At 45.9% G+C, this 21,271-nt stretch carries 26 protein-coding genes and 1 pseudogene; 17 read left to right on the forward strand and 10 right to left on the reverse strand.

What is annotated here, in order from left to right; all coding sequences use genetic code 11:
* Position 1 precedes the first annotated feature (1 nt).
* Genes MJZ25_01605 through MJZ25_01615 form a run of 3 tightly spaced genes read left to right on the forward strand, consistent with a single transcriptional unit; the run spans position 2 to position 2,514 of the window.
* Positions 2-949 (forward strand): glycosyltransferase, encoded by a 948-nt coding sequence (locus MJZ25_01605; GenBank protein ID MCQ2122858.1) that lies wholly within the window; start codon positions 2-4, stop codon positions 947-949.
* Positions 946-1,728: a glycosyl transferase gene (locus tag MJZ25_01610; GenBank protein MCQ2122859.1), complete on the forward strand. Its 783-nt coding sequence runs from the start codon at positions 946-948 to the stop codon at positions 1,726-1,728. The genes MJZ25_01605 and MJZ25_01610 overlap by 4 nt, the downstream gene beginning before the upstream one ends.
* Before the next feature lie 3 nt (positions 1,729-1,731).
* Entirely contained in the window at positions 1,732-2,514 is a 783-nt protein-coding gene (locus MJZ25_01615) for a glycosyl transferase (protein MCQ2122860.1), read from the forward strand.
* Here MJZ25_01615 and MJZ25_01620 read toward each other — a convergent pair.
* Both MJZ25_01620 and MJZ25_01625 read right to left on the reverse strand, forming a co-directional pair.
* On the reverse strand, positions 2,498-3,592 hold the full coding sequence (locus tag MJZ25_01620; GenBank protein MCQ2122861.1) for a glycosyltransferase: 1,095 nt from the start codon (positions 3,590-3,592) through the stop codon (positions 2,498-2,500). The two genes, MJZ25_01615 and MJZ25_01620, sit on opposite strands and share 17 nt — an antisense overlap.
* A 32-nt stretch (positions 3,593-3,624) precedes the next feature.
* Positions 3,625-4,461 (reverse strand): site-specific integrase, encoded by an 837-nt coding sequence (locus MJZ25_01625; GenBank protein ID MCQ2122862.1) that lies wholly within the window; start codon positions 4,459-4,461, stop codon positions 3,625-3,627.
* 98 nt (positions 4,462-4,559) lie between these two features.
* Between MJZ25_01625 and MJZ25_01630 the strand changes: the two genes are divergently transcribed.
* Complete coding sequence (locus tag MJZ25_01630) at positions 4,560-4,913, forward strand: hypothetical protein (GenBank protein MCQ2122863.1); 354 nt, start codon at positions 4,560-4,562, stop codon at positions 4,911-4,913.
* A gap of 54 nt (positions 4,914-4,967) precedes the next feature.
* Here the strand turns inward: MJZ25_01630 and MJZ25_01635 are convergent, their stop codons facing one another.
* Both MJZ25_01635 and MJZ25_01640 read right to left on the reverse strand, forming a co-directional pair.
* Positions 4,968-6,209 (reverse strand): type II toxin-antitoxin system HipA family toxin, encoded by a 1,242-nt coding sequence (locus MJZ25_01635; GenBank protein MCQ2122864.1) that lies wholly within the window; start codon positions 6,207-6,209, stop codon positions 4,968-4,970.
* Positions 6,206-6,427, reverse strand: a complete 222-nt coding sequence (locus MJZ25_01640; GenBank protein ID MCQ2122865.1) for a hypothetical protein — start codon at positions 6,425-6,427, stop codon at positions 6,206-6,208. The genes MJZ25_01635 and MJZ25_01640 overlap by 4 nt, the downstream gene beginning before the upstream one ends.
* Before the next feature lie 187 nt (positions 6,428-6,614).
* On the opposite strand from MJZ25_01640, the gene MJZ25_01645 reads away from it, so the two are divergent.
* Together MJZ25_01645 and MJZ25_01650 are read left to right on the forward strand one after the other, a co-directional pair.
* Complete coding sequence (locus MJZ25_01645; GenBank protein MCQ2122866.1) at positions 6,615-6,974, forward strand: hypothetical protein; 360 nt, start codon at positions 6,615-6,617, stop codon at positions 6,972-6,974.
* Positions 6,975-7,748: 774 nt separating this feature from the next.
* A complete protein-coding gene (locus tag MJZ25_01650) occupies positions 7,749-8,573 on the forward strand; it encodes a DUF6261 family protein (GenBank protein MCQ2122867.1) in 825 nt (274 codons plus the stop codon).
* Between the two features lie 58 nt (positions 8,574-8,631).
* Here the strand turns inward: MJZ25_01650 and MJZ25_01655 are convergent, their stop codons facing one another.
* Complete coding sequence (locus tag MJZ25_01655; protein MCQ2122868.1) at positions 8,632-9,006, reverse strand: hypothetical protein; 375 nt, start codon at positions 9,004-9,006, stop codon at positions 8,632-8,634.
* A 111-nt stretch (positions 9,007-9,117) separates the two neighbouring features.
* Between MJZ25_01655 and MJZ25_01660 the strand changes: the two genes are divergently transcribed.
* Complete coding sequence (locus MJZ25_01660; GenBank protein MCQ2122869.1) at positions 9,118-10,374, forward strand: ATP-binding protein; 1,257 nt, start codon at positions 9,118-9,120, stop codon at positions 10,372-10,374.
* 19 nt (positions 10,375-10,393) lie between these two features.
* Here MJZ25_01660 and MJZ25_01665 read toward each other — a convergent pair whose 3' ends face one another.
* The 3 genes from MJZ25_01665 to MJZ25_01675 are packed head-to-tail and all read right to left on the reverse strand — an operon-like array spanning position 10,394 to position 11,302.
* Entirely contained in the window at positions 10,394-10,609 is a 216-nt protein-coding gene (locus MJZ25_01665; protein ID MCQ2122870.1) for a hypothetical protein, read from the reverse strand.
* Positions 10,602-11,081, reverse strand: coding sequence for a DUF3990 domain-containing protein (locus MJZ25_01670; protein ID MCQ2122871.1), 480 nt, complete (start codon positions 11,079-11,081; stop codon positions 10,602-10,604). The genes MJZ25_01665 and MJZ25_01670 overlap by 8 nt, the downstream gene beginning before the upstream one ends.
* Positions 11,078-11,302 carry a DUF3791 domain-containing protein gene (locus MJZ25_01675; protein MCQ2122872.1) on the reverse strand — a complete coding sequence of 75 codons (225 nt, stop codon included), beginning with the start codon at positions 11,300-11,302 and terminating at the stop codon, positions 11,078-11,080. The genes MJZ25_01670 and MJZ25_01675 overlap by 4 nt, the downstream gene beginning before the upstream one ends.
* Between MJZ25_01675 and MJZ25_01680 the strand changes: the two genes are divergently transcribed.
* A complete protein-coding gene (locus MJZ25_01680; GenBank protein ID MCQ2122873.1) occupies positions 11,301-11,723 on the forward strand; it encodes a hypothetical protein in 423 nt (140 codons plus the stop codon). The genes MJZ25_01675 and MJZ25_01680 overlap by 2 nt on opposite strands.
* 497 nt (positions 11,724-12,220) lie before the next feature.
* Here the strand turns inward: MJZ25_01680 and MJZ25_01685 are convergent.
* Positions 12,221-12,301, reverse strand: a pseudogene (locus MJZ25_01685) (prepilin-type N-terminal cleavage/methylation domain-containing protein).
* Between the two features lie 326 nt (positions 12,302-12,627).
* On the reverse strand, positions 12,628-13,938 hold the full coding sequence (locus tag MJZ25_01690; protein ID MCQ2122874.1) for an ATP-binding protein: 1,311 nt from the start codon (positions 13,936-13,938) through the stop codon (positions 12,628-12,630).
* A gap of 196 nt (positions 13,939-14,134) precedes the next feature.
* Here MJZ25_01690 and MJZ25_01695 point away from each other — a divergent pair, with 196 nt between their 5' ends.
* The 9 genes from MJZ25_01695 to MJZ25_01735 all read left to right on the forward strand — a co-directional run bounded on the left by MJZ25_01695 (position 14,135) and on the right by MJZ25_01735 (position 20,694).
* The gene (locus tag MJZ25_01695; protein MCQ2122875.1) at positions 14,135-14,491 is read left to right on the forward strand and encodes a histidine triad nucleotide-binding protein; all 357 of its coding nucleotides are present in this window, start codon (positions 14,135-14,137) and stop codon (positions 14,489-14,491) included.
* Between the two features lie 3 nt (positions 14,492-14,494).
* Positions 14,495-15,271 (forward strand): DNA repair protein RecO, encoded by a 777-nt coding sequence (gene recO / locus MJZ25_01700; GenBank protein ID MCQ2122876.1) that lies wholly within the window; start codon positions 14,495-14,497, stop codon positions 15,269-15,271.
* On the forward strand, positions 15,250-15,993 hold the full coding sequence (gene panB, locus MJZ25_01705; GenBank protein ID MCQ2122877.1) for a 3-methyl-2-oxobutanoate hydroxymethyltransferase: 744 nt from the start codon (positions 15,250-15,252) through the stop codon (positions 15,991-15,993). The genes recO and panB overlap by 22 nt, the downstream gene beginning before the upstream one ends.
* 84 nt (positions 15,994-16,077) lie before the next feature.
* Positions 16,078-16,833: a hypothetical protein gene (locus MJZ25_01710; GenBank protein MCQ2122878.1), complete on the forward strand. Its 756-nt coding sequence runs from the start codon at positions 16,078-16,080 to the stop codon at positions 16,831-16,833.
* A gap of 383 nt (positions 16,834-17,216) precedes the next feature.
* On the forward strand, positions 17,217-17,585 hold the full coding sequence (locus MJZ25_01715) for a hypothetical protein (protein MCQ2122879.1): 369 nt from the start codon (positions 17,217-17,219) through the stop codon (positions 17,583-17,585).
* A gap of 100 nt (positions 17,586-17,685) precedes the next feature.
* The gene (locus tag MJZ25_01720; protein ID MCQ2122880.1) at positions 17,686-18,066 is read left to right on the forward strand and encodes a hypothetical protein; all 381 of its coding nucleotides are present in this window, start codon (positions 17,686-17,688) and stop codon (positions 18,064-18,066) included.
* Positions 18,067-18,078: 12 nt separating this feature from the next.
* Positions 18,079-19,041, forward strand: a complete 963-nt coding sequence (locus MJZ25_01725) for a phosphatase (protein MCQ2122881.1) — start codon at positions 18,079-18,081, stop codon at positions 19,039-19,041.
* 46 nt (positions 19,042-19,087) lie between these two features.
* On the forward strand, positions 19,088-19,807 hold the full coding sequence (locus MJZ25_01730) for an rRNA pseudouridine synthase (GenBank protein MCQ2122882.1): 720 nt from the start codon (positions 19,088-19,090) through the stop codon (positions 19,805-19,807).
* On the forward strand, positions 19,804-20,694 hold the full coding sequence (locus MJZ25_01735; GenBank protein ID MCQ2122883.1) for a metallophosphoesterase: 891 nt from the start codon (positions 19,804-19,806) through the stop codon (positions 20,692-20,694). Before MJZ25_01730 ends, MJZ25_01735 begins: the two co-directional genes overlap by 4 nt.
* Positions 20,695-21,271: the final 577 nt, after the last annotated feature.

Below are 21,271 nucleotides of genomic sequence, written 5' to 3' on the forward strand. Positions count from 1 at the left end.
AATGGATAATCCCCTAATTTCCGTCATTGTTCCGATTTACAAGGTTGAGCCATATCTTAGACAATGCTTAGATAGCATTGTCAACCAGACATATACAAACCTGGAAATCATTCTTGTTGACGACGGAAGCCCTGATGGTTGTCCAGCAATTTGCGATGAGTACGCAGTAAATGACAACCGCATTATTGTGATTCACAAAGAGAATGGTGGGTTATCGGACGCAAGGAATGCCGGGTTGGACATTTGCAAAGGGGAATACATTTCTTTTGTGGATAGCGATGATTCCATAGAAAATATTTATTTTGAGACATTAATAAAAACTGCCCTAGAACTCAATTCAGACCTAGTCATAGGCAACAATAATACATCAACGGATAAAAATAGCCCATTAAAAATCGTTTCTTTTTTTGATTCTTTAACAGAAGAATTTGGGCCAAACCGGCTTGCATTTATCGCTTCATGGGGAAAACTATACCATCACAGTTTATTCAATGAGATAAGATTTCCTTTAGGAAAAACTCACGAAGATACCTTCACAACATATTTGCTAAATTACAAGGCAAAGAAAATCGTTTTCATCAACAAGACTTTATACCATTACATTAGAAGAACAGACAGTATTACGGGAAAGGGACCAACCCTAGATCTTTTAGATGCATGTGAGCAAAGATTTCTTTTCATTCAAAAATTAGGGGATAATCGAATCACGCACTTAATGTTCATCCAATTATGTTGGCAATGTCTAGATTTTTATACAACCTATAAAAATATGGACAATAAAAAAGCTATCGCCGCATTCAAAAAATATAGACAAGTTCTTAAATACCGAGAATTAGATTTAAAACTTTCTATCATCCTTAAACTGTTCTTATTGATTACAGCAATCCATCCCTACATATATTATCTTTACAAAAAGTACAGCCCTTTAAAAACATCAATTAAATTATGACGCCAAAAATTATTCATTACTGCTGGTTCGGCAAAAAGCCCTTACCTGAACTAGCTCTAAAGTGCATTGCTTCTTGGAAAAAATTTCTACCCGACTTTGAAATAAAAGAATGGAATGAAGATAATTTTGATATAAATCTTTTTCCGTATGTCGCTCAAGCTTATAAATGCAAAAAATATGCATTTGTTAGCGATGTTGCCAGATTTTGGATTCTCTACAATTATGGAGGGATTTATTTCGATACTGACGTTGAAGTTATCAAGCCTTTAGACTCAATATTCGAGCAATCTCCTTATATGGGTGTTGAAACGGATTTAAAACTTTCCGATGAAAAATCCATAAAGAATTCTGTCAACCCAGGCATCGGAATCGCCGCACCAAAGGGACATCCCTTTTACAAGGAAATGCTTGATTTATACAGTCAACTATCCTTTGAAGAGAACAAAAAAGATTACGCACTAAAAACAGTAACCCAATACACATCCGAAAAGCTTCTTGAACACGGCTGGGTTCCTGAAATAGGAATCACCACCAAAGTTGACGACATCACCATTTTTCCAAAAGATTACTTTTGTCCATTCTCATGGAAAACAATGAAAATGGAGGTTACCGATTCAACTTATACAATGCATCATTACGCTAGTTCCTGGCTAACTCCTAAACAGAGACTAATTAACAAGAATAAATACGTATCTCTTTTCTTTTGGCTTATAAAAAGGGATCCTATTTCCAATTTTAAGGGGCTTATTCGAGTTATTAAAGAGCGTAGAATCTGGTAAAAAATGATCCCCAAGATTATTCATTACTGTTGGCTCAGCAACGACCCTTTACCTAAAGGCGTTTTGAAGTGTATTGATAGCTGGGAAAAGAACATGCCTGATTATAAAGTCAAGCGATGGTCAACAGAAAACTTCGACATTTCTTCGGTGAAAATTGTCAAAGAAGCTGTAGAACAAAAAAAATGGGCATTCGCAACAGATTACATCCGACTATACGCCTTATATAATGAAGGTGGAATATACCTTGATTCAGATGTTCTTATTCACAAGAATTTAGAACCGCTGTTCATAGCAGACTTCATTTCGGCAATAGAGTTTAATCCCGCCGATATTCAAGCTTATTTAAACAACATTGATGAAAACCATCAGCGCTTAACAAATTCCAAATCAGTACCAGGGTGTGGTATTCAAGCTGCATTTGCAGCAAGTACACCGAAACACTTATTTATCAAAGAATGTTTGGACAAATACAAGACTTTATCTCTTAAAGACATTCTTGACAATAATTTGCTTGCTCCAGTAATACAAGCTCAATGCGCAGAAAAATTTGGATTCCGATACATCAATGAAAAACAAAATCTAAAAGAAAATATTGTCTTATATCCAACAACTACAATCGGACAAAATGCCTACGAAATCAAAGGCCGTTTTGCAACTCATTGTTGCGCAGGCAGTTGGGAAAACAGTCCTCTGAAGCATAAGGCGATAAACCTACTGAACAACAGATTCCATATGCTACCTTATCTATATAAATTAAAACATCTTTTTATCAAGAACGATAAATAAGTTCCAAAAGTTCATAGCACTTTCTAATATCAAAACGGTCGTTATCTACATGACAATCGACGTTTTCAACCCGAGTATTCTTCTTTACAAGTTCAGCCGCCCAAGGCTGAACTTCTTTTATGGGAAGCTTTTTCACCCTAGAGGATATCGCAACTTCATTAGGAACGGCATCACTCACGATGCACTGTAGCCCATTATATTGAGCCTCCACAAGGGTCATGGGGAATGCTTCACGCACAGAAGGCAAAAGCAACACATCAAACGCACAATAAAAGGGAACAGTATCCTTCTGTAGACCAGCAAAGATTACTGAATCATCCAAGCTTTTTTCGTGTACCAATGTTTTCACATCATCTTGCAAAGGGCCATTCCCCACAAGAAGAAGTTTTGCCTTGAGATTTTTCTTCAATAATTCAGCAAACAGTTCTATAATAAAACGATGATTCTTCTCCGGAAAAAACCTTCCCACGTGTCCCACTACAAAATCATCTTCTGCAATTCCGTATTGCTCGCGAATTCGCTTACGCGCTACATCGTCAAACTTAAATCGTTCCGGATCAATGGCATTAGGGAGAATAGTCACCTTGCCATTTGCAACCGTGCACTTACTCCACCCATTTTCTGCGGCAGCCTGGCCGCAAGCAAGCCAATGGGTAGCGAACATTTTATTCGGGATTCGGAGCATTGCGCACAGCAGTTTCAGCAACGGATTCGCGGGATGATAAGCCTGGTGATGGTGAGCGATCCTTTTCGGAACCCTCGCCAGCCAAGCCAAGAACATCACATAGGCATTCAGGAACCAGTCCAAATGCGAGTGGACCACGTCGTAGTGACCATTCCTAAAAATACGGAAGATTGACCACAAATGTTTAATAGGGTGATGGACTTTATCAGGAATTTGGATGCAGTTTATTCCAGCCTCATTGAAGCGTTCCAAAATCTGTGGGTTCGGTTCATATTGATAAAGCAAATCAAAATGTATATCACTCATGCGCGAGCAGTAGTTCAGAACCACCTGCTCCGAGCCACCACCCACAATACCGTGGAGAACCTGACATACCTTGATTTGCTTGTTCATCAGTGCGAATATAACAAAACTTTTCTATGCCATCACAACCTATTGAACTTTCTCATTTCCTTATCCAAGAATGTATCCACATATTTGGCGTAGATTAAGGTCGTATCCAAGTTGCGGTGGCCCAGCAGCTTACTTGTCGCCGGCAGCGGAATTCCTAATGAAATACAAGTCGTAGCGAAAGTATGCCTAGCTAAGTGGCAGTGAAGATATTTTGGGAAACCCAGTTTCTTTGCCGCCTTGCGTAATCGACGATTGAAGGAACAATTATCAGCCACATGAAAGACCGGTTCTTCGCCCTTCAGTTTTGAAGGCAACAACAACCTAGCCTGCACAGGGATCGGAATATACACTTCTTCACCAGTCTTATGAGTCTGCTTGCGAATCTTCCAATCGTAGATTTCATTTGCAGAAAGCGAACATAAATCACTATAGCGCAGTCCCGTAAAGCAACTGAACAAAAATATGCGGGTACACTCCTGTTCCTTTTCAGTTAATTTGTTCCTGTTATCGGAGTAACTCAAATAAAGTTGCTTCAGTTCACGAGTTGTCAAAAAGCCACGACGAGTATAAACCCGACCAATCTTCACTCCCATAAAAGGATCATTCTCAATCAATCCTTCTTTTCTTAATCGATTCACAAAGATTCTAAAAACCGATAAAGCCTTCGTCACGGTCGCCGGTTTATTTCCCTTTTCTTGAAGATGAACCTTAAAATCACGAATTATTTTTTCTTCAATGGCATTGCACTCAAGATCAGGCATAAAATCACAAACCTTGCGCAAGTTCCACAGATACGTCCTAATGGTCGCCTCAGTCAGCTCACCTGGGTTATTTTTCAAACTTTCAATTGCAGCATCATAAAAAAGCATATAGCCTCCTAATACCTGGAACATTCCAGGGTCGCGCAAACATTGAAAAATACAAGATTTATTTCAACTCATTTTCGTTTAAAAATACTGCAGAATACGTGAAGTTGCAGCAGGCATACGTTTCTGAAGCAGTTGCTATCGGTAACTGGCAGATTATCGGTTATAAGGGCCCGGGCGAACAGAGCTCTTCTATCGCTTCTGCAACTACAAACTTTGAATATAGCGATGGTGGTTCCTATTCTGCAAAGAGCACTGCTGAATTGGGCGAAACAGCCGTCAAGGGCTTTGCTGTAAAAAACAAGACTAAGCTCAATGATTGCGATTCTGCAGCTGACAACTGGAAAGTTGAAGTCAAGAAGGCAGGTTCCTCTGAAGGTGATGCTGAATTTACCGCAACTGTCGCCACGGTTTGCAACGATTTGACTCCGAATTTCGACAAGATCGGTAAGTAATCAACACTGTTGAATATGGAAAAAAAGAGATCCCCCTTACGGGGACCTCTTTTTTTATGTCAAAACATTTCTGCTTTGAATACAATTCTCAATCATATCAATCAATTCCGTATAAGAATTTAAAGCAGAATCCTTGCGCAAAATTGAAAAGGAATTCAGAATTTTCTCTCTCAGTGTTGCATATTGTTTTTGCATTACAGAGGGTTTAATATCCAACTCCAAACTTAATGTTTCAAGATCGCTAGCCTTGATTTTGTCTATCTCATAATGGCTCCCGATTTTCATGGATGTCTTTCTTGTAAGGCTAGGATAGATCAAGGTGCAAACTGTGTCATATACAGGAGCCAACTTCACAAAGTTACCTTCGTAAAGCAGCGAATAGTTTTTACCGTGGGCATCACAGTTCCCGATTATAAGGTTAAACAAAACGTTAAGAATAAAAGATCTTGATTCTAAAAGCGGTATGGATGCAGCTCGGTTTATAAGTTGGTATACGTCTAAAACACCAGGACCTCCATCATTCTGGTATTTCCTGTCACTAAGTATTCCTAAGGCCTGGCACATATCCTCTTGGTGCATGCGTGTAATGGAGCGTCCAGAGGATTTTCTATCATAGCGTTCCACCAATAAATATATTTCTCCGTTAGTAGAACGAAATTCGACTTTCGGAACATCCAGTCCAACATTTTTGGCCAACGTCATGCAAACATATTCGTTTGCGGAAAGGGTGCTGAGTTCCCCTTTACCAGTCGGTTTAATGATGTGCGTCGAGGGCGCTCCATTTTGTGGCAAGAAAAATTGATTGTCGAAAAAAGCCAAAGGCAGTTTTTCCTGCGCTCCAGCAAGAGACAATCGTAAATCTTCATTAGCCTTAAGCAACGGTCTTACATCAATATTCCTTATATAGCCGGCAAGTGTATCTTCCGATACTTTTTTATAGTTCTCCGCTCCTATTTCATAAGCATCCTTCAAAATAGGTTCGGTATCTTCTGGCAGCACAGAAACCATGCCGGCGCATTCACCGCCTAGTTCCTGTAGCAGTTTCAATGTGCTGGATTCAGAAACATGCAGAAAGTCAGATATTCTACGCTTTACATCACCTTCCGGGAGAACTCCGGCGAAGAAAGGCAGGCACTCCTTCTGAGAAAACTCTTCCACCCGTAGCGGGAGTGATACGGACAAGGCCGGAAATTTCTTATCCACGTAGGATTGCGTATAGGAATAGACGACGCCTCGGTCGGCAGTTGAGGACAGTTTCCCTGCAAGGACATTACCGAAGAACACGTTCAGATTCACTTGTCATTTTCCTTTTCTACAAGATGAACGTTCAAGCCCATCATTTGGATAACATGAAGAACCTTGTTCAGCTGCAGGGTTTCCTTTCCGTTTTCTAGTTCAGAAAAAAAACGGATTCCGACACCACAGAACGCTGCGCACTCTGCCTGAGTCAAGTTCAATTGAGATCTTCTGGATTTAACCAGCGCGGAAATGTCTGAAACCTGAAGTATTCGCATAAATGGAAATATAATAATCCCGTACGGGATTATTGAGCCGTATTTTTCAAAAAATACTAAAAATTTTCCCGAACGGGATGATTTTTTGCAAATTTATAATTTGCAGTTCTTTGATCCGGATTCGCGACTTTTTTCGAAATGTTCTCGCTGCACGGGTCATAAATTCAAAAAAAATGCGATATCCTACGTGAAGTTGCAGCAGGCTTATATCTCTGAAGCTGTTGCTATTGGTAACTGGCAGATTATCGGTTATAAGGGCCCGGGTGACAACACTACCGGTAATGCAACTGGTGGCGCATCCTCTACAACAACAAACTTTACCTACGCAGACAAGGCAAGCGGTTACACCAATAATACCGTAGCTCTTAGCTCTGACGCTGTTGAAGGCTTTGCTGTGACAAGCAACGTAAAGTTGAACGATTGCACTGCTGCTAAGCATTGGTATGTCACTGTAGCAAAGAGCACCGGCTCTGAAGGTGAAGCTGCTTTTGAAGCCGTCACTGACTGTGCAGAATTGACTCCGAACTTCTCTAAGATTGGCAAGTAATAGCTTGACTGCTTAAAGCTTTAGAGGACCTCCCTTTGGGGAGGTCCTTTTTTCTTTGTATGGATTTGATCATTTAAACTTCCTTGCGTGTTCAAAGTCGTCTTGTACGGGTACGATCTCTCCACGAATAGTATACAGACTCAATTTGTCCATGTACAGACTTGCTTTGTGTTGCGTACAGAGCCGATTCTCCCGCGTTAAATGCCGTTTTGAATCCTATTCAGAGTAATTTCTCCCGCGCTAAATTCAACTTTGTTCCGTATCCAGAGTCTTTTCGCACGTGTGCAAAGTCGCTTTGTACTATATACAGAGCCAATTCGTACAACCTAAAACGGACTATGAATCGTATTCGGAGTCATTTTGTACGCGTGATAATCTATTTTGAACCCTATTCAGAGTGAAATTTCACGCGTACGAGCGCACTATGAACCCTATTCAAAGTGAATTCGTACGCGTTGGAGCGCGGTCTGAACACCATTGCCAGGGAATTTTCCATCCAAGTTGGAATAATTGGTGCCGGTAAAAAACACCCCCTAACGCAAAAACGACATGAAAAGGCAAACTTTTCGTCGGGAAAATCCGACGTTTCATCGGGGAAAATTGACGTTTCACTCCAAACAGCCTTTTCCCGTCAAAATCCCGTTTTGAACCCGGTTGCAAAAAATTCCGGAATTTGCTGTTCTCGTCAAAATTGATGTTGTAGTTTGCTGTTCAATGAGTCGGGAGCTGCCCGGCCAGATGAACAAACACAAAATCCTAAAGGAGGATAACAATATGACGAACGCAAATATCATCAACGTTCACAAGCTCACCAACGAAGGCTTCTACGGTTTCCACAAGAACGTAGTAGAGCAGGCCAGCAAGATCAACGCCAAGGAATTCCGCACCTTGCTTGATACATACACCTCTGCGGTTGAAAAGTTTGGAGGTTACATCAGTAGCATCGCCGAAGCCGAGGCAAAGAAGATTGCCGCAATCAACAGCTCCAAGCGCACAGAAGCATTCAGCGGATTCCGCAACTACGTAAAGTCCATTACCAAGCACCCCAATGCCGACATGGAAACGCTTGCAAACAATGTATGGAAGTTTGTTAAGGGCTACGTACGTGTTTCCCACGCAGACCGCGACAAGGTTACCGCCATGATCGACCTGACCATCGCCAATGTGTCGGAACTTGTGGCAAGCGAGACTTTTGCCGCGGTCTATGCGGGTAGCGATCTTGAACGGTGGTTCAATCTGCTGGACTCCGCAGAAAAGGAATATTTGGCCGCAGTCAAGAGCTGTGTGGAAGAACGCCGCATTCGTGAGCAGGAAAACAACAACCTGCTCCGCAATGAATGTACCGAGGCGTTCTACCTGCTGTTGAATTATGCAAAGTACCTGGCAACTTCCAAGGGGGACACCGATTGTTGTTGGCTCGTACGTGAAGTGGAACTGATGGCGGATACCCGCCGCAGCCTCTACAAGAGCCGCGACAAGCAGCGTGCCGAAAAGAAGGCTGCCAGCGAAAAAGAAAAAAACGCCGAACAGGCGAACGCGTCTACTGAAACCTCTTCCACCGCAACCTTAACCGCGGTGGGACAGAACAATGCAGCATGATAAAAACAAAAAAGGGCTCCCATACGGGGGCCCTCTTTTACATTTTTTTGCTGTTAGGCTACTTGCCGATATTGGAATAAGACGGAGTCAACGGAGCACAGTTATCAGAAGTCGGCAACACGGCAGTGAAAGTAGCTTCACCTGCGTTGGTGCTGGAAGCCTTAACCTTCATAGACCACTTCTGACCAATAGCGCAATCATTCAGCTTCACACGGCTTGCAGCCTGCCAAGCATCTTCGATGTCAGTGGTAGACAGAGCAACAGTGTTGTTGTCCCAGCTACGAGTTGCTTCGGTATAATCGAAATTGGTGGTCTTATCAGCCTGACCCGGAGTAGAGTAGCCAATAATCTTATAGTTACCAAGAACAGTGCCGGCTTCAGAGATATATGCCTGCTGCAACTTCACGTAGTAACAAGTTTTCCCTTCTAGCATACGCACTTTCAAAAAATCCTTAAAGATTTCAAAAATCTTTTAAAAACAACAAAGTTTTTCAAATTTTATTGACAACTTTCTGCATTTCTTTGAAAGTAAACCAAAGTTTACATGATTTTATTGACAGATTTAAAGTCTGATTTTAAATTTGTCATTAAATTGGAAGAAGACATGGTTTACGCACATCGGACAATTGAAAACAGTATCAAGAAAATCAGCCGCACTTTCCCTGTGGTATTGATTACAGGACCTCGACAAGTCGGTAAAACGACTGTTTTGAAGGAATGCGACAAGTCCAGGAAATATGTTTCCTTGGACGACGTGAACTTACGGTTGCTGGCAAAGGAGTCGCCCGAATTGTTCTTGGACCGATTTGCGCCCCCTGTATTAATTGACGAAATTCAATATGCTCCAGAGCTTTTGCCCTACATCAAAATCATTGCTGACGAAAGGCAGGAAGACGGTCTGTTCTGGCTTACCGGATCTCAACAATTCCAATTGATGCGCGGTGTAACGGAGTCGCTCGCCGGGAGAATAGGAATTGTAGAGCTCCAAGGATTTTCCATTGCGGAACGTACCGGAAATTTTAAAAAAGCCCCGTTTTCAACAACATCGCTCAAGGAACAAAAGTCACTCACCCTTACTGAATGTTACGACATGATTTGGCGAGGCTGTTACCCTAAAATGGTAACGCGCGAAGACATGGATTGGGATACATTCTACAAATCGTATGTAACAACCTACATTGAGCGCGATGTGCGTGACCTTGTTTCTATTGGCGACGAGATGCAATTTTACAAGTTCATCCGGGCAGCAGCAGCCCGTAGCGGACAAATGCTAGATTACACCGACATTTCAAAGGATGTTGGGGTTTCTGTGCCTACCGTTAAATCCTGGGTTTCCATCTTGAAAAATTCAGGCCTTGTATTTTTTCTCGAACCTTATTCCAAAAATATAACTAAGCGAACCGTGAAGACCCCCAAGCTTTATTTTTGGGATACCGGCCTAGTTTGTTACCTTACCGGCTGGCTATCTCCAGAAGCTGCGGAAGCGGGTGCCCAGAACAGCGCTTTGTTCGAGAACTTCGCCATTGCCGAAATTCTAAAAAGCTACATGCACAACGGCAAGCGTTGCTCAGCTTATTTCTATCGTGACCAACAAAAAAAAGAGATCGATTTAATCATCGATGAAAACGGAATTCTGTACCCGATAGAGTTCAAGAAGTCATCGTCGCCAAAGAAAGACGATACTAAAAATTTTTCTGTACTGGAATCACTTAATACAGGAAAGGGCGCGGTCGTGTGTCTGTCCTCAACTTACTTTCCGCTAACCGAAAATGTTGATGCGGTGCCGGTAAGCTACATTTAAACGTTACAAATAACGAAAATCAGAAATGTTCCAATTCGTTCCTTAATATCTCATAGAAATATGCTGTGCTTTGAAAATACAATCCAGTTGCGGCATTTAAGAGAGCTGCATAGCTTTTAGAATTATAAAGTAAATCCATGGCCTTTTCCTGAGGACAGCCGAAATCGGAAACAATCATTGGGATTGTTTCTGCAGCGATAGAATTAATCAGAAATTTTTGCTCTTGGTTACTCATGAACCCTCTTCAAAAATTCTAGAGCTCGTTCTGTACCAAAGTAGTATTGAAAAGTTACATGATGGAACTTCAACCGTTCCATCAAAACGTCTAGTGAAATAAAATTTTGCTGATAAAACTTTATCTGCAAACCAACCTTGTCGTCCGCAATAGGACCGTAGACAACGTCGTAGTCGTGTTGCCGTTTTTCGCTAGATTTATTGCGGTTCAGCAAAATGAATTCAGCCCATTCCTTAGAATAGCCTGAGAAAACCTTTACTTTCAGATTTTTCACATCCAGAATGTTTTCGGGACACTCAAATTCCAATATTTGCGCAGATCCGCCCAACAGAGCCGTTTTGTTAGCCGCCATTTGCTCAGCCTGATCTCTATCGGCGGTCAAATAAAAGCCCTGGCCGAAATCCTTGTTTTTGTGGGATTTTTGCAGATCGATAGCATCAAAGTCTATATTCGTGCCATGATAGAGCTTCATGCTACCGCCCCGCCATGGTTCTTGCAAAATTCGGCCAAAGACTCTACGGCATCCTCCATGGATTGTGTGTGAAGAATACCATAGTGCGCATTTAGATACGAAATGCCATCATGTTTTTTTGCGTACCTATACGCTTCAACGTCATTCATGCCATGCTGTTCCGCAAAATCAGAAAGCACCCAAACAATGAATTCAGCCCTGTTTTTGGAAAGTTCATCCATGCTCTCTAATATAACAAAGTTTATTGAGATCGTAGCGAAAAAATATTCTTCCTACGTGAAGTTGCAGCAGGCATACTTCTCTGAATCTCTTAAGGCGGGTGGTTGGACTATCATCGGTTATGCGGCTCCCGGCGTGAACGGTTTGACCACTAACTTTGCTTATGGTATGGGCGGTGGCATTGCCACCAATACGGCGACAGCTGTAACATCATCTACTGTTGGCTGGACTGCTCACAACTTGGCTAAATTGAACGAATGTACTGGCGCATCCAGAACTGGTTCAAATACCGAAGCCACAGGTAACTGGCAGGTTTCCATCCAAGCTGCAGAAGGCGCTCAGGATCTGACATTTGACGCCAAGGTTAATGGCGGTGCAGACTGTCTGGCCTTGACTCCGACTTTCGAAAACATCGGTAAGTAATTCAGCCTAACCACAAATGTAAAAAAGGGCTCCCAAACGGGAGTCCTTTTTTAGTGTCTTTTGTCAGCGACGAATTACTGAACTGCAGCGGTGCTAACAGTGCAGTTTTCACCCGGAGTGCTAATTGCAGTGAAGTTTGCTGTCAAAGGAGCGGCGTCGGCAGTAAGGCAAGCAGCATACTTGATTTGGCCTCCCTTATCACCATTATTAACAACAACATCCCAGAAGCAACCATCTGTAGCGCAGTCATTGAGTGCAACCTTATTCTGAGCCTGCCAGCCAATGTTATTACTCAAAGATGTCAGTTCAACGGTGGCATCTTCAGTGATGCCGCCCTTGTAGCTGAAATTATTGGAAGCCGGAATGGTATAGCCAATCAGCTTCCAACCACCCGCTGCGTTACGTTCTGCAGCATAAGCATCCTGCAACTTCACGTAGGTACCAGCAGCGGGACCAACTTCAGATGCCTTGGACTTAGCGATCATACCGAACAGCTTAGGAACTGCGACGGCTGCGAGGATGCCCATGATAACGATCACGACCATCAATTCAATAAGGGTAAAACCTTGCTTCTTCATAGTGTACTCCTTGTTATATGTTACACACTTGTTTGAGACTGGCACCGAGGAGCGTTAGTGTTCCGAAGTGTTTCCTCTCGTTTACGTAAATAAATATATCTCTTTTCTGACCAATGTCAATAGTTTTGTCAAAGTTTTGTCACAGTTGTGTCACAGTTGTGTCATGAAAGTGACGGTTATCACAAAATTCTTGGCTTTTGATCCAAAAGAGGCACATTTTTACGCGTTTTGGATGGTTCAATTATAGATAATTTTTTACAAAGTAAAGGCATCAGACCCAAAATTCTTACTTTTTTATTATTCCAATGTGGAGTATATCACAGAAATCAGTCCAAAAGCCACTTCCAACACGGCAAAACCTCTATTTCACCGTAGGAATCCCTCAGGCTGCATTCTTCACCATATGTAACAACCACACGCCGCCTGCATGGCAGAACCTTTGGGAGTTTCGACAACGCCGAAACCTCCCTTTCAAACGTTGTCTCATCTCCGCCAATGGCAAAGGATACCTGTACGGCCAATTCATCTTCCGGAACGTAAAAATCAACCTCGTAGGCGGCTCCGTAAAAGAAAACTCTTTCGTTATCCAGATCGTGACCATACCTACGAAACAGACTCAAAGCAACCATATTTTCTAGCAGCGTGGTCGTCGGATCCACCAACAATAGGCTCAGAATTCCATTATCAACAAAGTAATACTTCGGTTTAGTTTCCTTATCCACAAGTTTGCCGGTATAGTTTCTGAGAGGAAGCAACAACCAAGAATCAGAACAGGCGCCGATGAACGAGATAATGGTGTTGATACCGACCTTGACCCCACAAGCGCCAACAATATTACAGACTCTATTGAAGGAAACCGGCTGTTTGACGCTTTCCGCCAGTTTTTTCAACATGACCTTCAACGACATCACATTAGTTATTCCATTGCGAGCAATCACATCACCAAGGTAGATCTTTTGAAATACGCTGGACACATAGGAACGTCGATCCACAAAGGCAAGGCTTTCAGGAAATCCACCAAATAAAAAATATTGTTCGAAAAGTCCTTCTAGCCGGCCACGTTCTGCAGTGGACATCGCGATAGAGGATTTCTGCAGGGCAGGCAGTTGCGCCCCCTTAGCATCAAGAAACTCGCGAAACGAGAAAGGGTATACCTCCCGTATGAGATAACGACCACCGAGAGTCGTCGCAATATCTCCAGAGAGCATTTTTGCATTGCTGCCAGTTACATACACAATATGTTTGCTATCCGCCAGACGACGTACAAACTTATGCCAACCAGGAACGTTCTGCACCTCATCAAGAAACAGATAAGGTTTCGCGGATCTCCGAGAATATTGGACTTCCAAAATCTTATTGAAATCCTCGGTATCGAAACCAATCAAGCGCTCATCTTCAAAGTTCACATACACGATATCATCCCAGTCCACCCCCTGGGAGACCAGCTCATTCATTCGCTGAAACATCAAGTACGACTTTCCTGCGCGACGCACCCCTACAAAAACATAACAACCATAATTTTCGAATTCAAAGGAGCGCCGCACGAACTGGACAAGTCTTGCGGACTCCCGAAAATCAGTCAAAATCGTGGATAATTGCGACAAGCTTAAACTGCTCATATTTTTATTCCCATTCAAGAACAAAAATATACATTTTTTATTCCCATTTGAGAATAAAATAGCCTGTAGTTTTAAATACATAGCCTCATTAGTCAAAACACGACGCAAGCAGCTTGGCCTCACCCAGGCGGAATGCGCTGCATTCTGCGGTGTAGTATAAACCAGGCCCATGCGTCATTTGGCTGTTTTACATTTTTCTATTATTCCCCGTACTATGAGTGAAAACTGCCTTTTCTGTAAGATTATCAAGGGAGAGATCCCTTCCAAGAAGATTTATGAAGACGACGATGTGTTCGCCTTCCACGATATCGCCCCCCAGGCACCGGTTCATTTCCTGGTGATTCCCAAGAAGCACATTTCCAGCCTCATGGAGATGCAGGCCGAGGATTGCGAGCTGGTGGGTAAGCTTTTGTTCCACGCACAGCGCATCGCAAAGGAACTGGGTCTCGAAGAATCTGGCGCACGTTTCGTGTTCAACTGCAAGGAAGACGCGGGCCAGACTGTTTTCCACATTCATTTGCATGTGGTGGGCGGCCAGAAGTTGGGTTGGCCCCCGTTCCCGCAGGCTTAATGCGTGTTAGTCAAGTCTCGTTGCATTGTTCTTCATCGGTTTCCGTACAGCGATTCCAGTTTTATCGTGAAGGCCCTAACCGAGGAGAGCGGCGTTGTCTCCTTTATATTAAAGGGAGGCAAGCGCAAGGAGTCGCCTTTCAAGGGGGCGCTGGACCCGCTGGCTCTTAGCGAAGTGGTGTTCCGGCAGAACCCGCAAAAGTCTAGCGGCGACGGGCTCATGTTCGTGAAGGAGGCAACCCTCCTGGACTGGCACGGCAATATGCGAAACGACTTGATGAGTACTGCGGTTGCACAGGTGATGGCGGAGATCGTGATGCGTTACGCCCCGCCGGGGGTTCCCTTGCAGGACGAGTTCGCGTTGCTGAACCGCGCATTGGATAACTTGAATAGCGCGGATGATTTAGGCACCGCGCAGCCCATAAGCAACGTGTTTGCCCAGTGGCTCCTGGATACAAGCGACTTGTGGGGCTACCACCTGGACCTGGGAACTTGCAGCCGTTGCGAACGTTCGCTGGAGGAGCCGCCGGCAGATTTCCATCCGGAATCCGGGGGTCTCATCTGCAGGGCCTGCCAAGGTGTCGACACGCCCCGCGCCCGCATCCAGACCACAGCGGGACTTTGGGCCCTGCGCAATGGCCAAAGCATCGGCGACAGCCGGGTATTCGTGGAGAATGCACTCCTCGCCTACCTCAGGAACCACATCGGCTTTTTAAAGGAAATTCATTCTCTACAATGGTTACAGGAGATTAGAAGACTATGCTCAGCGCAAACGACATAAAGTTGAAGAAGGCCAAGGGCGAAAAAGTATCTATGATCACCGCCTACGACTACGCTTTTGCCCAGATGGCAGAGGCTGCAGGCGTAGACCAGATTCTCGTGGGAGACAGCCTGGCCAACACTATGCTTGGCTACAAGAGCACCCGCGAGGTAGGCATGAATGAAATGCTGATTTTCGTAGGCGCCGTATGCCGCGGTGCCGCAAACACCCACGTGGTGGCGGACATGCCCTACGGTAGCGACGCCAACCCCCAGTTGGCCCTGGATAACGCCCGCCGCTTTATGGATGTAGGCGCCAGCTCCGTCAAGCTGGAAGGGGTTCCCGCAGGCGTCATCGAGAACTTGATCGCCCACGACATCCCGGTTTGTGGTCACTTGGGCCTTTTGCCCCAGACCGCCGCCAACTTCAAGCAGAAGGGTCAGACTGAGGAAGAAGCCGCCAAGATCATGGCCGACGCCAAGTATATAGACAGCATCGGGTGCTTCGAGTTCGTTCTGGAACACATTCCGGAGGCTCTGGGCACCCAGATTACGGAAGCCGTGAAGGCAGTGACCATTGGAATCGGCGGCGGACGCTTTACCGACGGCCAGGTTCTGGTGATGCACGACGCCCTGGGCATGCACAACCGAAAGATTCCGCCTTTCGCCACCAAGTTCGCCGATATGTACAGCGTTGGCGTAGAAGGAATGAAAAAGTACGTGGAAAGCGTGAAGACAATCTAACCATACTTTATACAAAACGTTACTTTACAACCGCAGTCTTTTTTATTAGATATCTGTTAATGGGATTATAATATGGGGTTCACCATGAAGAACAAGATTTTTACTATAGCATTGATCGCTACCGGTTTATTGGTTTCCGGTAGCTTCGCAGCCGACAAGGGCATCCGTTTCGGCGGCAACCTGGCCCTGGGCTACAACACCGTAGCCGGAATGGAAGACGGTTATACACTTTCCAAGAAAAAACTGCCCGGTTCCACCCCCTTCTCCTACGACGAAGAATCTATGGTTCTTACAGGAGGCAACGGTCTTAGCGGTTTCGGCTTTGAACTGGGCGGATCCATCGAATTCCCCATCAACAATTCCATCAGCATCCGCGGAAACTTGTTGCTGAATTACCGCATGCACTCCGGAACCATGATCATGGATTCCGTTGTTACGGCATATTCTAACACCGATGCAGGAAACAAGTTCTCGAAGTCGGGTGAATCTCATCATCGCACCAACCTGGGAGACCACTCCTTCAACCAGTTTGGCCTTGACATTCCAATCCTTTGCCGTCTGGTCTTGCCCACCGGTGATGAAAGCGGTTTCTACGCAGAAGTCGGCCCGGTTTTCACCATCAACCTCAGCACTTCTACTGACGACGTGGTTGTCAAGGCCGACCAGGTCAACTCCTTTACCATGGGTCTTTCCGTTGGCGTGGGCCGCCCGCTGCCCTTCGACAAGGTTCCGGTGGACATCGATGTACACCTGATGTTCGGTCTCATGAGCATGGCCAAGAGCCCGACCTTCGACCCCAACGATGTCACCGTTCGCGTGGCTGCAACCTACTGGCTGTAAACAGGGTTGACACGAATCGGTCAATACACAAAATTGCAACAGACAAAAGCTCGGCCCTGCGCCGGGCTTTTTTCGTTTACAGAACAGCAGTTTTTCTTTATCAAAATTCATTCTTTCCTTACTGGCAGTAAGGAAGAATCGTTTATTCATAATCAGGGAATACCTTGTTCGAAAAGCACCATTCCCTTGTTCAAAAAACAGAATTTCCTTATCCAAAATACAAGTTACACACAAATTAACAAACCGCCTATACAAAAATTTTTGTGATAAAGTTCGCACTGTGAAAAAATTTTTCATTTTTTTTGTAAAAAGGTGTTGATTATTTGTGAAAACAAAGTTATTTTATACACATCTAATCAACATAACCATAAGGAAGAAATAAAATGGCTGAAAAGAAAGTTGCTGCTAAGAAGGCTGCCCCGAAGGCTGCTGCAAAGAAACCCGCTGCTAAGAAGGCTGCTGCTCCGAAGGCTGCAAAGCCGGTAGCTAAGAAGGCTGCTCCGAAGGCTGCTGCTAAGCCGGCTGCCAAGAAGGCTGCCCCCAAGGCTGCTGCAAAGCCGGTCGCCAAGAAGGCTGCTCCGAAGGCTGCTGCTAAGCCGGCTGCCAAGAAGGCTGCTCCGAAGGCTGCTGCTAAGCCGGTTGCCAAGAAGGCTGCTCCGAAGGCTGCTGCTAAGCCGGTCGCTAAGAAGGCTGCTGCTAAGCCCGCTGCAAAGAAGCCGGCTGCTAAGAAGGCTCCTGCTAAGAAGAAGTAATAGCTCTTTCTTAACCAAGAACTTGGGGCTCGAGAGAAATCTCGAGCTCTTTTTTTGTACCCAGCCAACTCAAGTCATTTGAAATTCTATCTTTAGCCACATGATTTCAGAAAAAGATCTCGCCGAACTTGAAAACATTCCCTACGACGAACGCATTAGCCGCGTCGAAAAGCTTCTGGAAGACAAGGCAGAACCCCGCGCCTTCGAACTTGGCTTGCTTTTGGCTCTCAAGATGGGCCAGGAACTTCGCCAGGGCAAGGAACTGGGAAGCGAATCTGGAGACCTGGTGGCAAGCTGGGTGGTCAAGCATCCGGATTCCATCGTCGAAGAAGCTATCGCCAACGCCAAGGAATTCTTGACCAACCCCGCCTCCCTCGCAGAAAAGATCAAGGCAGGCGTCATGAAGAAGGCCGAGGAAGCCAAGTCTACGGAAAATGGCGACGCAGACAAGGAAGCCGCAGAAGGTTCCGCCGACAAGTAGGCCGAGGTCCTTATGGAAAATAAGCTTATCGCCACAGTAGACATCGGAAGCCACAGCTGCCTTATGCTGATTGCTGCTTTCGAAGAGGGTAAATTAGTTCCCAAGCTCCAGAAGGCGGAAGTCTGCCGCCTGGGCGAAGACGTTTACGACGACGGCTCCGACGAACCCCGCCCCATCAGCGAAAAGCGTATCAAGGAACTTTGCGATATCATGGTGAAGTTCCGTATGGACTTGCATGCCCTGGGTGCAAAGCTCCAGGCTGTAGTCATGACAGAAGCCATGCGTCGCGCCAGCAACCAGGAAGAAGTCCTGGACGCTGTGGAAAAAGCCATCTGGATGCGCCCGCAGATCATCAGCGGCGAACAGGAAGGCAAGCTGACCTACCGTTCCGTAAAGGAATGGCACGGCGAAGATATCGTCACCGTAGATATCGGTGGCGGCTCCACTGAACTTTCCAACGGCGAAACCACCTTCTCTATCCCCGTGGGCGCCCTGAAGATGTTCAAGGAAATGGGTCCCATCCCGGGTCCTGAATACAAGAAGTTTGTAAAGGAAGCTTTCAAGGACGTTAGCTTCAAGGGTATGACCAAGAAGCAGGTGTTCCTGATCGGTGGCACCGGTACGGCTCTGGCCATGGTCTACCTGGACAAGCAGCAGTTCGACTACAAGGCCATCGAAGGCCTAGAACTGACCATCCGCGACCTGGAAGCCGTGACCACAAGAATTTCCAACCTTTCCAAGGAACTCCGCGCCATGTTGCCGGGCTTGGAAAATGGCCGTCACGAAGTAATCATCTGCGGTCTGTTCTGGCTGAAATCCCTTTTGGAAAAACTCCGCGTAGAAAGTTTCAAGATCAGTACTGCCGGATTGCGTTTTGGATTGCTGTATCCGCCCGAGGCTGAACCCGAAGAAAAGCCAAAGGCAAAGAGAGTCCCGCCCTGGCTGAAAAAGAAATCGGAAGGCGAAATCTCGTAATTCATAATTAATCACGCTCCAGCTGTGAAGTTGCAAGGAAGATAAAATGAGAATCAACAAATTCATTTCTTTATGTGGTATCGCCAGCCGCCGCGCTGCCGACACCTTGATTGCCGACGGCAAGGTCATGGTCAACGGCGAAGTCATTAGCGACTTGGGCCACCAGGTTGACGAAGAAAAGGACCAGGTGGTTGTGGACGGCGTTCGCGCACGCCTCCCCAAGAAGTGTACCACCATCATGTTCCACAAGCCCGCCGGATGCGTTTGCACCAAGGACGACCCCCAGGGACGTCAAACTGTCTACGACTACCTGCCTCCCGGCTACCACACGTTGAAATATGTGGGTCGTCTGGACTTGCAGAGCCGCGGTCTGATTCTCTTTACCGACGATGGCGAACTTTTGCACCGTCTCACCCACCCCAGCTACGAGATTCCCCGCAGCTACTTCGTGTGGACGGACCGCCCCCTCAGTGAACATGCCGCCCAAAGGCTGGTTGACGGCGTAGACATCCGTGAAGAAGGCGCAGAGGAAGAAGAAATCGCTTTCGCTACAGACATTTACCTGGAGAAGGGTTTTGCAGAACTGGTGCTTACCGAAGGCAAGAACCGCGAAATCCGCCGTATGATGCGCGCCGTAGGTTATGAAATCCGCGACTTGAAACGTGTGAGCTACTGCAGACTGCAGCTGGGCGACTTGCCTGCCGGCGAGTTCCGCGAACTCACCGCCGACGAAATGAACAAGCTCCGTCAGGCAGTTCACGTATGAGTTCCGCAGACGCACAAAATCGCGTCGAGTCAGGCGCGCAAGACCGTATAGTGTCAGGCGCCCGCACCCTCTACATCGGGGACATTCACGGCTGCGCCGATGAACTGGAAAAGATTGTAGACGCCTTTGGATTCGTCCGCGGGAAGGATACGCTGTACCAGACCGGCGACATCATCAACAAGGGTCCGGACATGCTGCGAGCCATCAAGTTCGTGCAGCAGAACGGGATCTTGACTGTCCGCGGAAACCACGAGGAACACCTCATCCGCATGATGACCACGCCGCAATGCGACTGGACCGAAAAACAATGCGCACGCTTTGCCCGTCTCCCTCTGGAAGACTGGGAATACATTCTCGCCGAGGTTCAGAACTGGCCCCTCTGGCGCGACACACCCCACGCGCTTCTGGTCCATGCCGGGCTGGAACCGGGCAAGACGCGTCTGGAGGATATGGACCCGAAGGTCATCTTGTCCATCCGCTATTGGAACGATATTCCCTGGTTTGATCAGGTGACGTGGAATAAGCCTGTGGTGTTTGGCCACTGGGCCAAGATGGGATTCGTGGACCGTCGCCCCCACTTCATCGGGCTGGATTCCGGATGCGTGTACGGCAAGAAGCTTACCGCCTGGTGTCCGGAAGAAGACAAATTCTACGTGGTGCCCGCCGCCCGCGAATACTCTCCCGTAAAGGACAAGGCAAAGACCGCACTGGATGCGCCCTGCAAGGTGCCCGGCGACAAGCTCCCCGAAGAAGAACGTCCCAAAACCTTCGACGACATCAAGGCCCGTATTGCCAGTGGCGACATCGCCCCCGCCGACAACAGCAAGGAAGCCGAAGCCATCCGCAAGGCTAGCCCCAGCATCACCGCCGAATGGAGCGGTTACTAACCTGCACAATGTCATCCCGGACTTGTTCCGGGATCTCCTTCCCCAAACTGTCACCCCGGACTTGTTCCGAATTCATATGTCACCCCGGCGAAGGCCGGGGTCTCCTTTTTTTTACAAAATAAACATGCCAAACATTAAATAAAAATCGTGTTATAAGGTAGAACCTCAAAAGGAGCCTTATGAACTCGCAAAACTTCTACGTATACTTACTCACAAACAAATACAAGACTTGTTTCTATGTCGGTGTAACGAACGATCTTACCCGTAGGATGATTGAGCATAAATCCAAAAGAAACGAGGGATTTACGCAAAGATACAATATAGACACGCTTGTATACTACGAATGTTTTTTTCAAATAGAGCACGCCATTGCAAGGGAAAAGCAACTAAAGCGATGGCATAGACTGTGGAAGATAAATCTAGTCGAAAAGAACAATGCAGAATGGAATGATTTATCCTACAGCATAGGCGTTACAGATGAAACCGTAAAGAATGTTGCTAGAAAGGTCCTGCAAGAAAAGGAGATCCTCCCCCTACGGGGACCAGCCACACTAAGGAACAAGTTCCTAAGTGTGTT

The organism is Fibrobacter sp. (assembly GCA_024399065.1).
In the GTDB taxonomy this organism is placed as follows: domain Bacteria; phylum Fibrobacterota; class Fibrobacteria; order Fibrobacterales; family Fibrobacteraceae; genus Fibrobacter.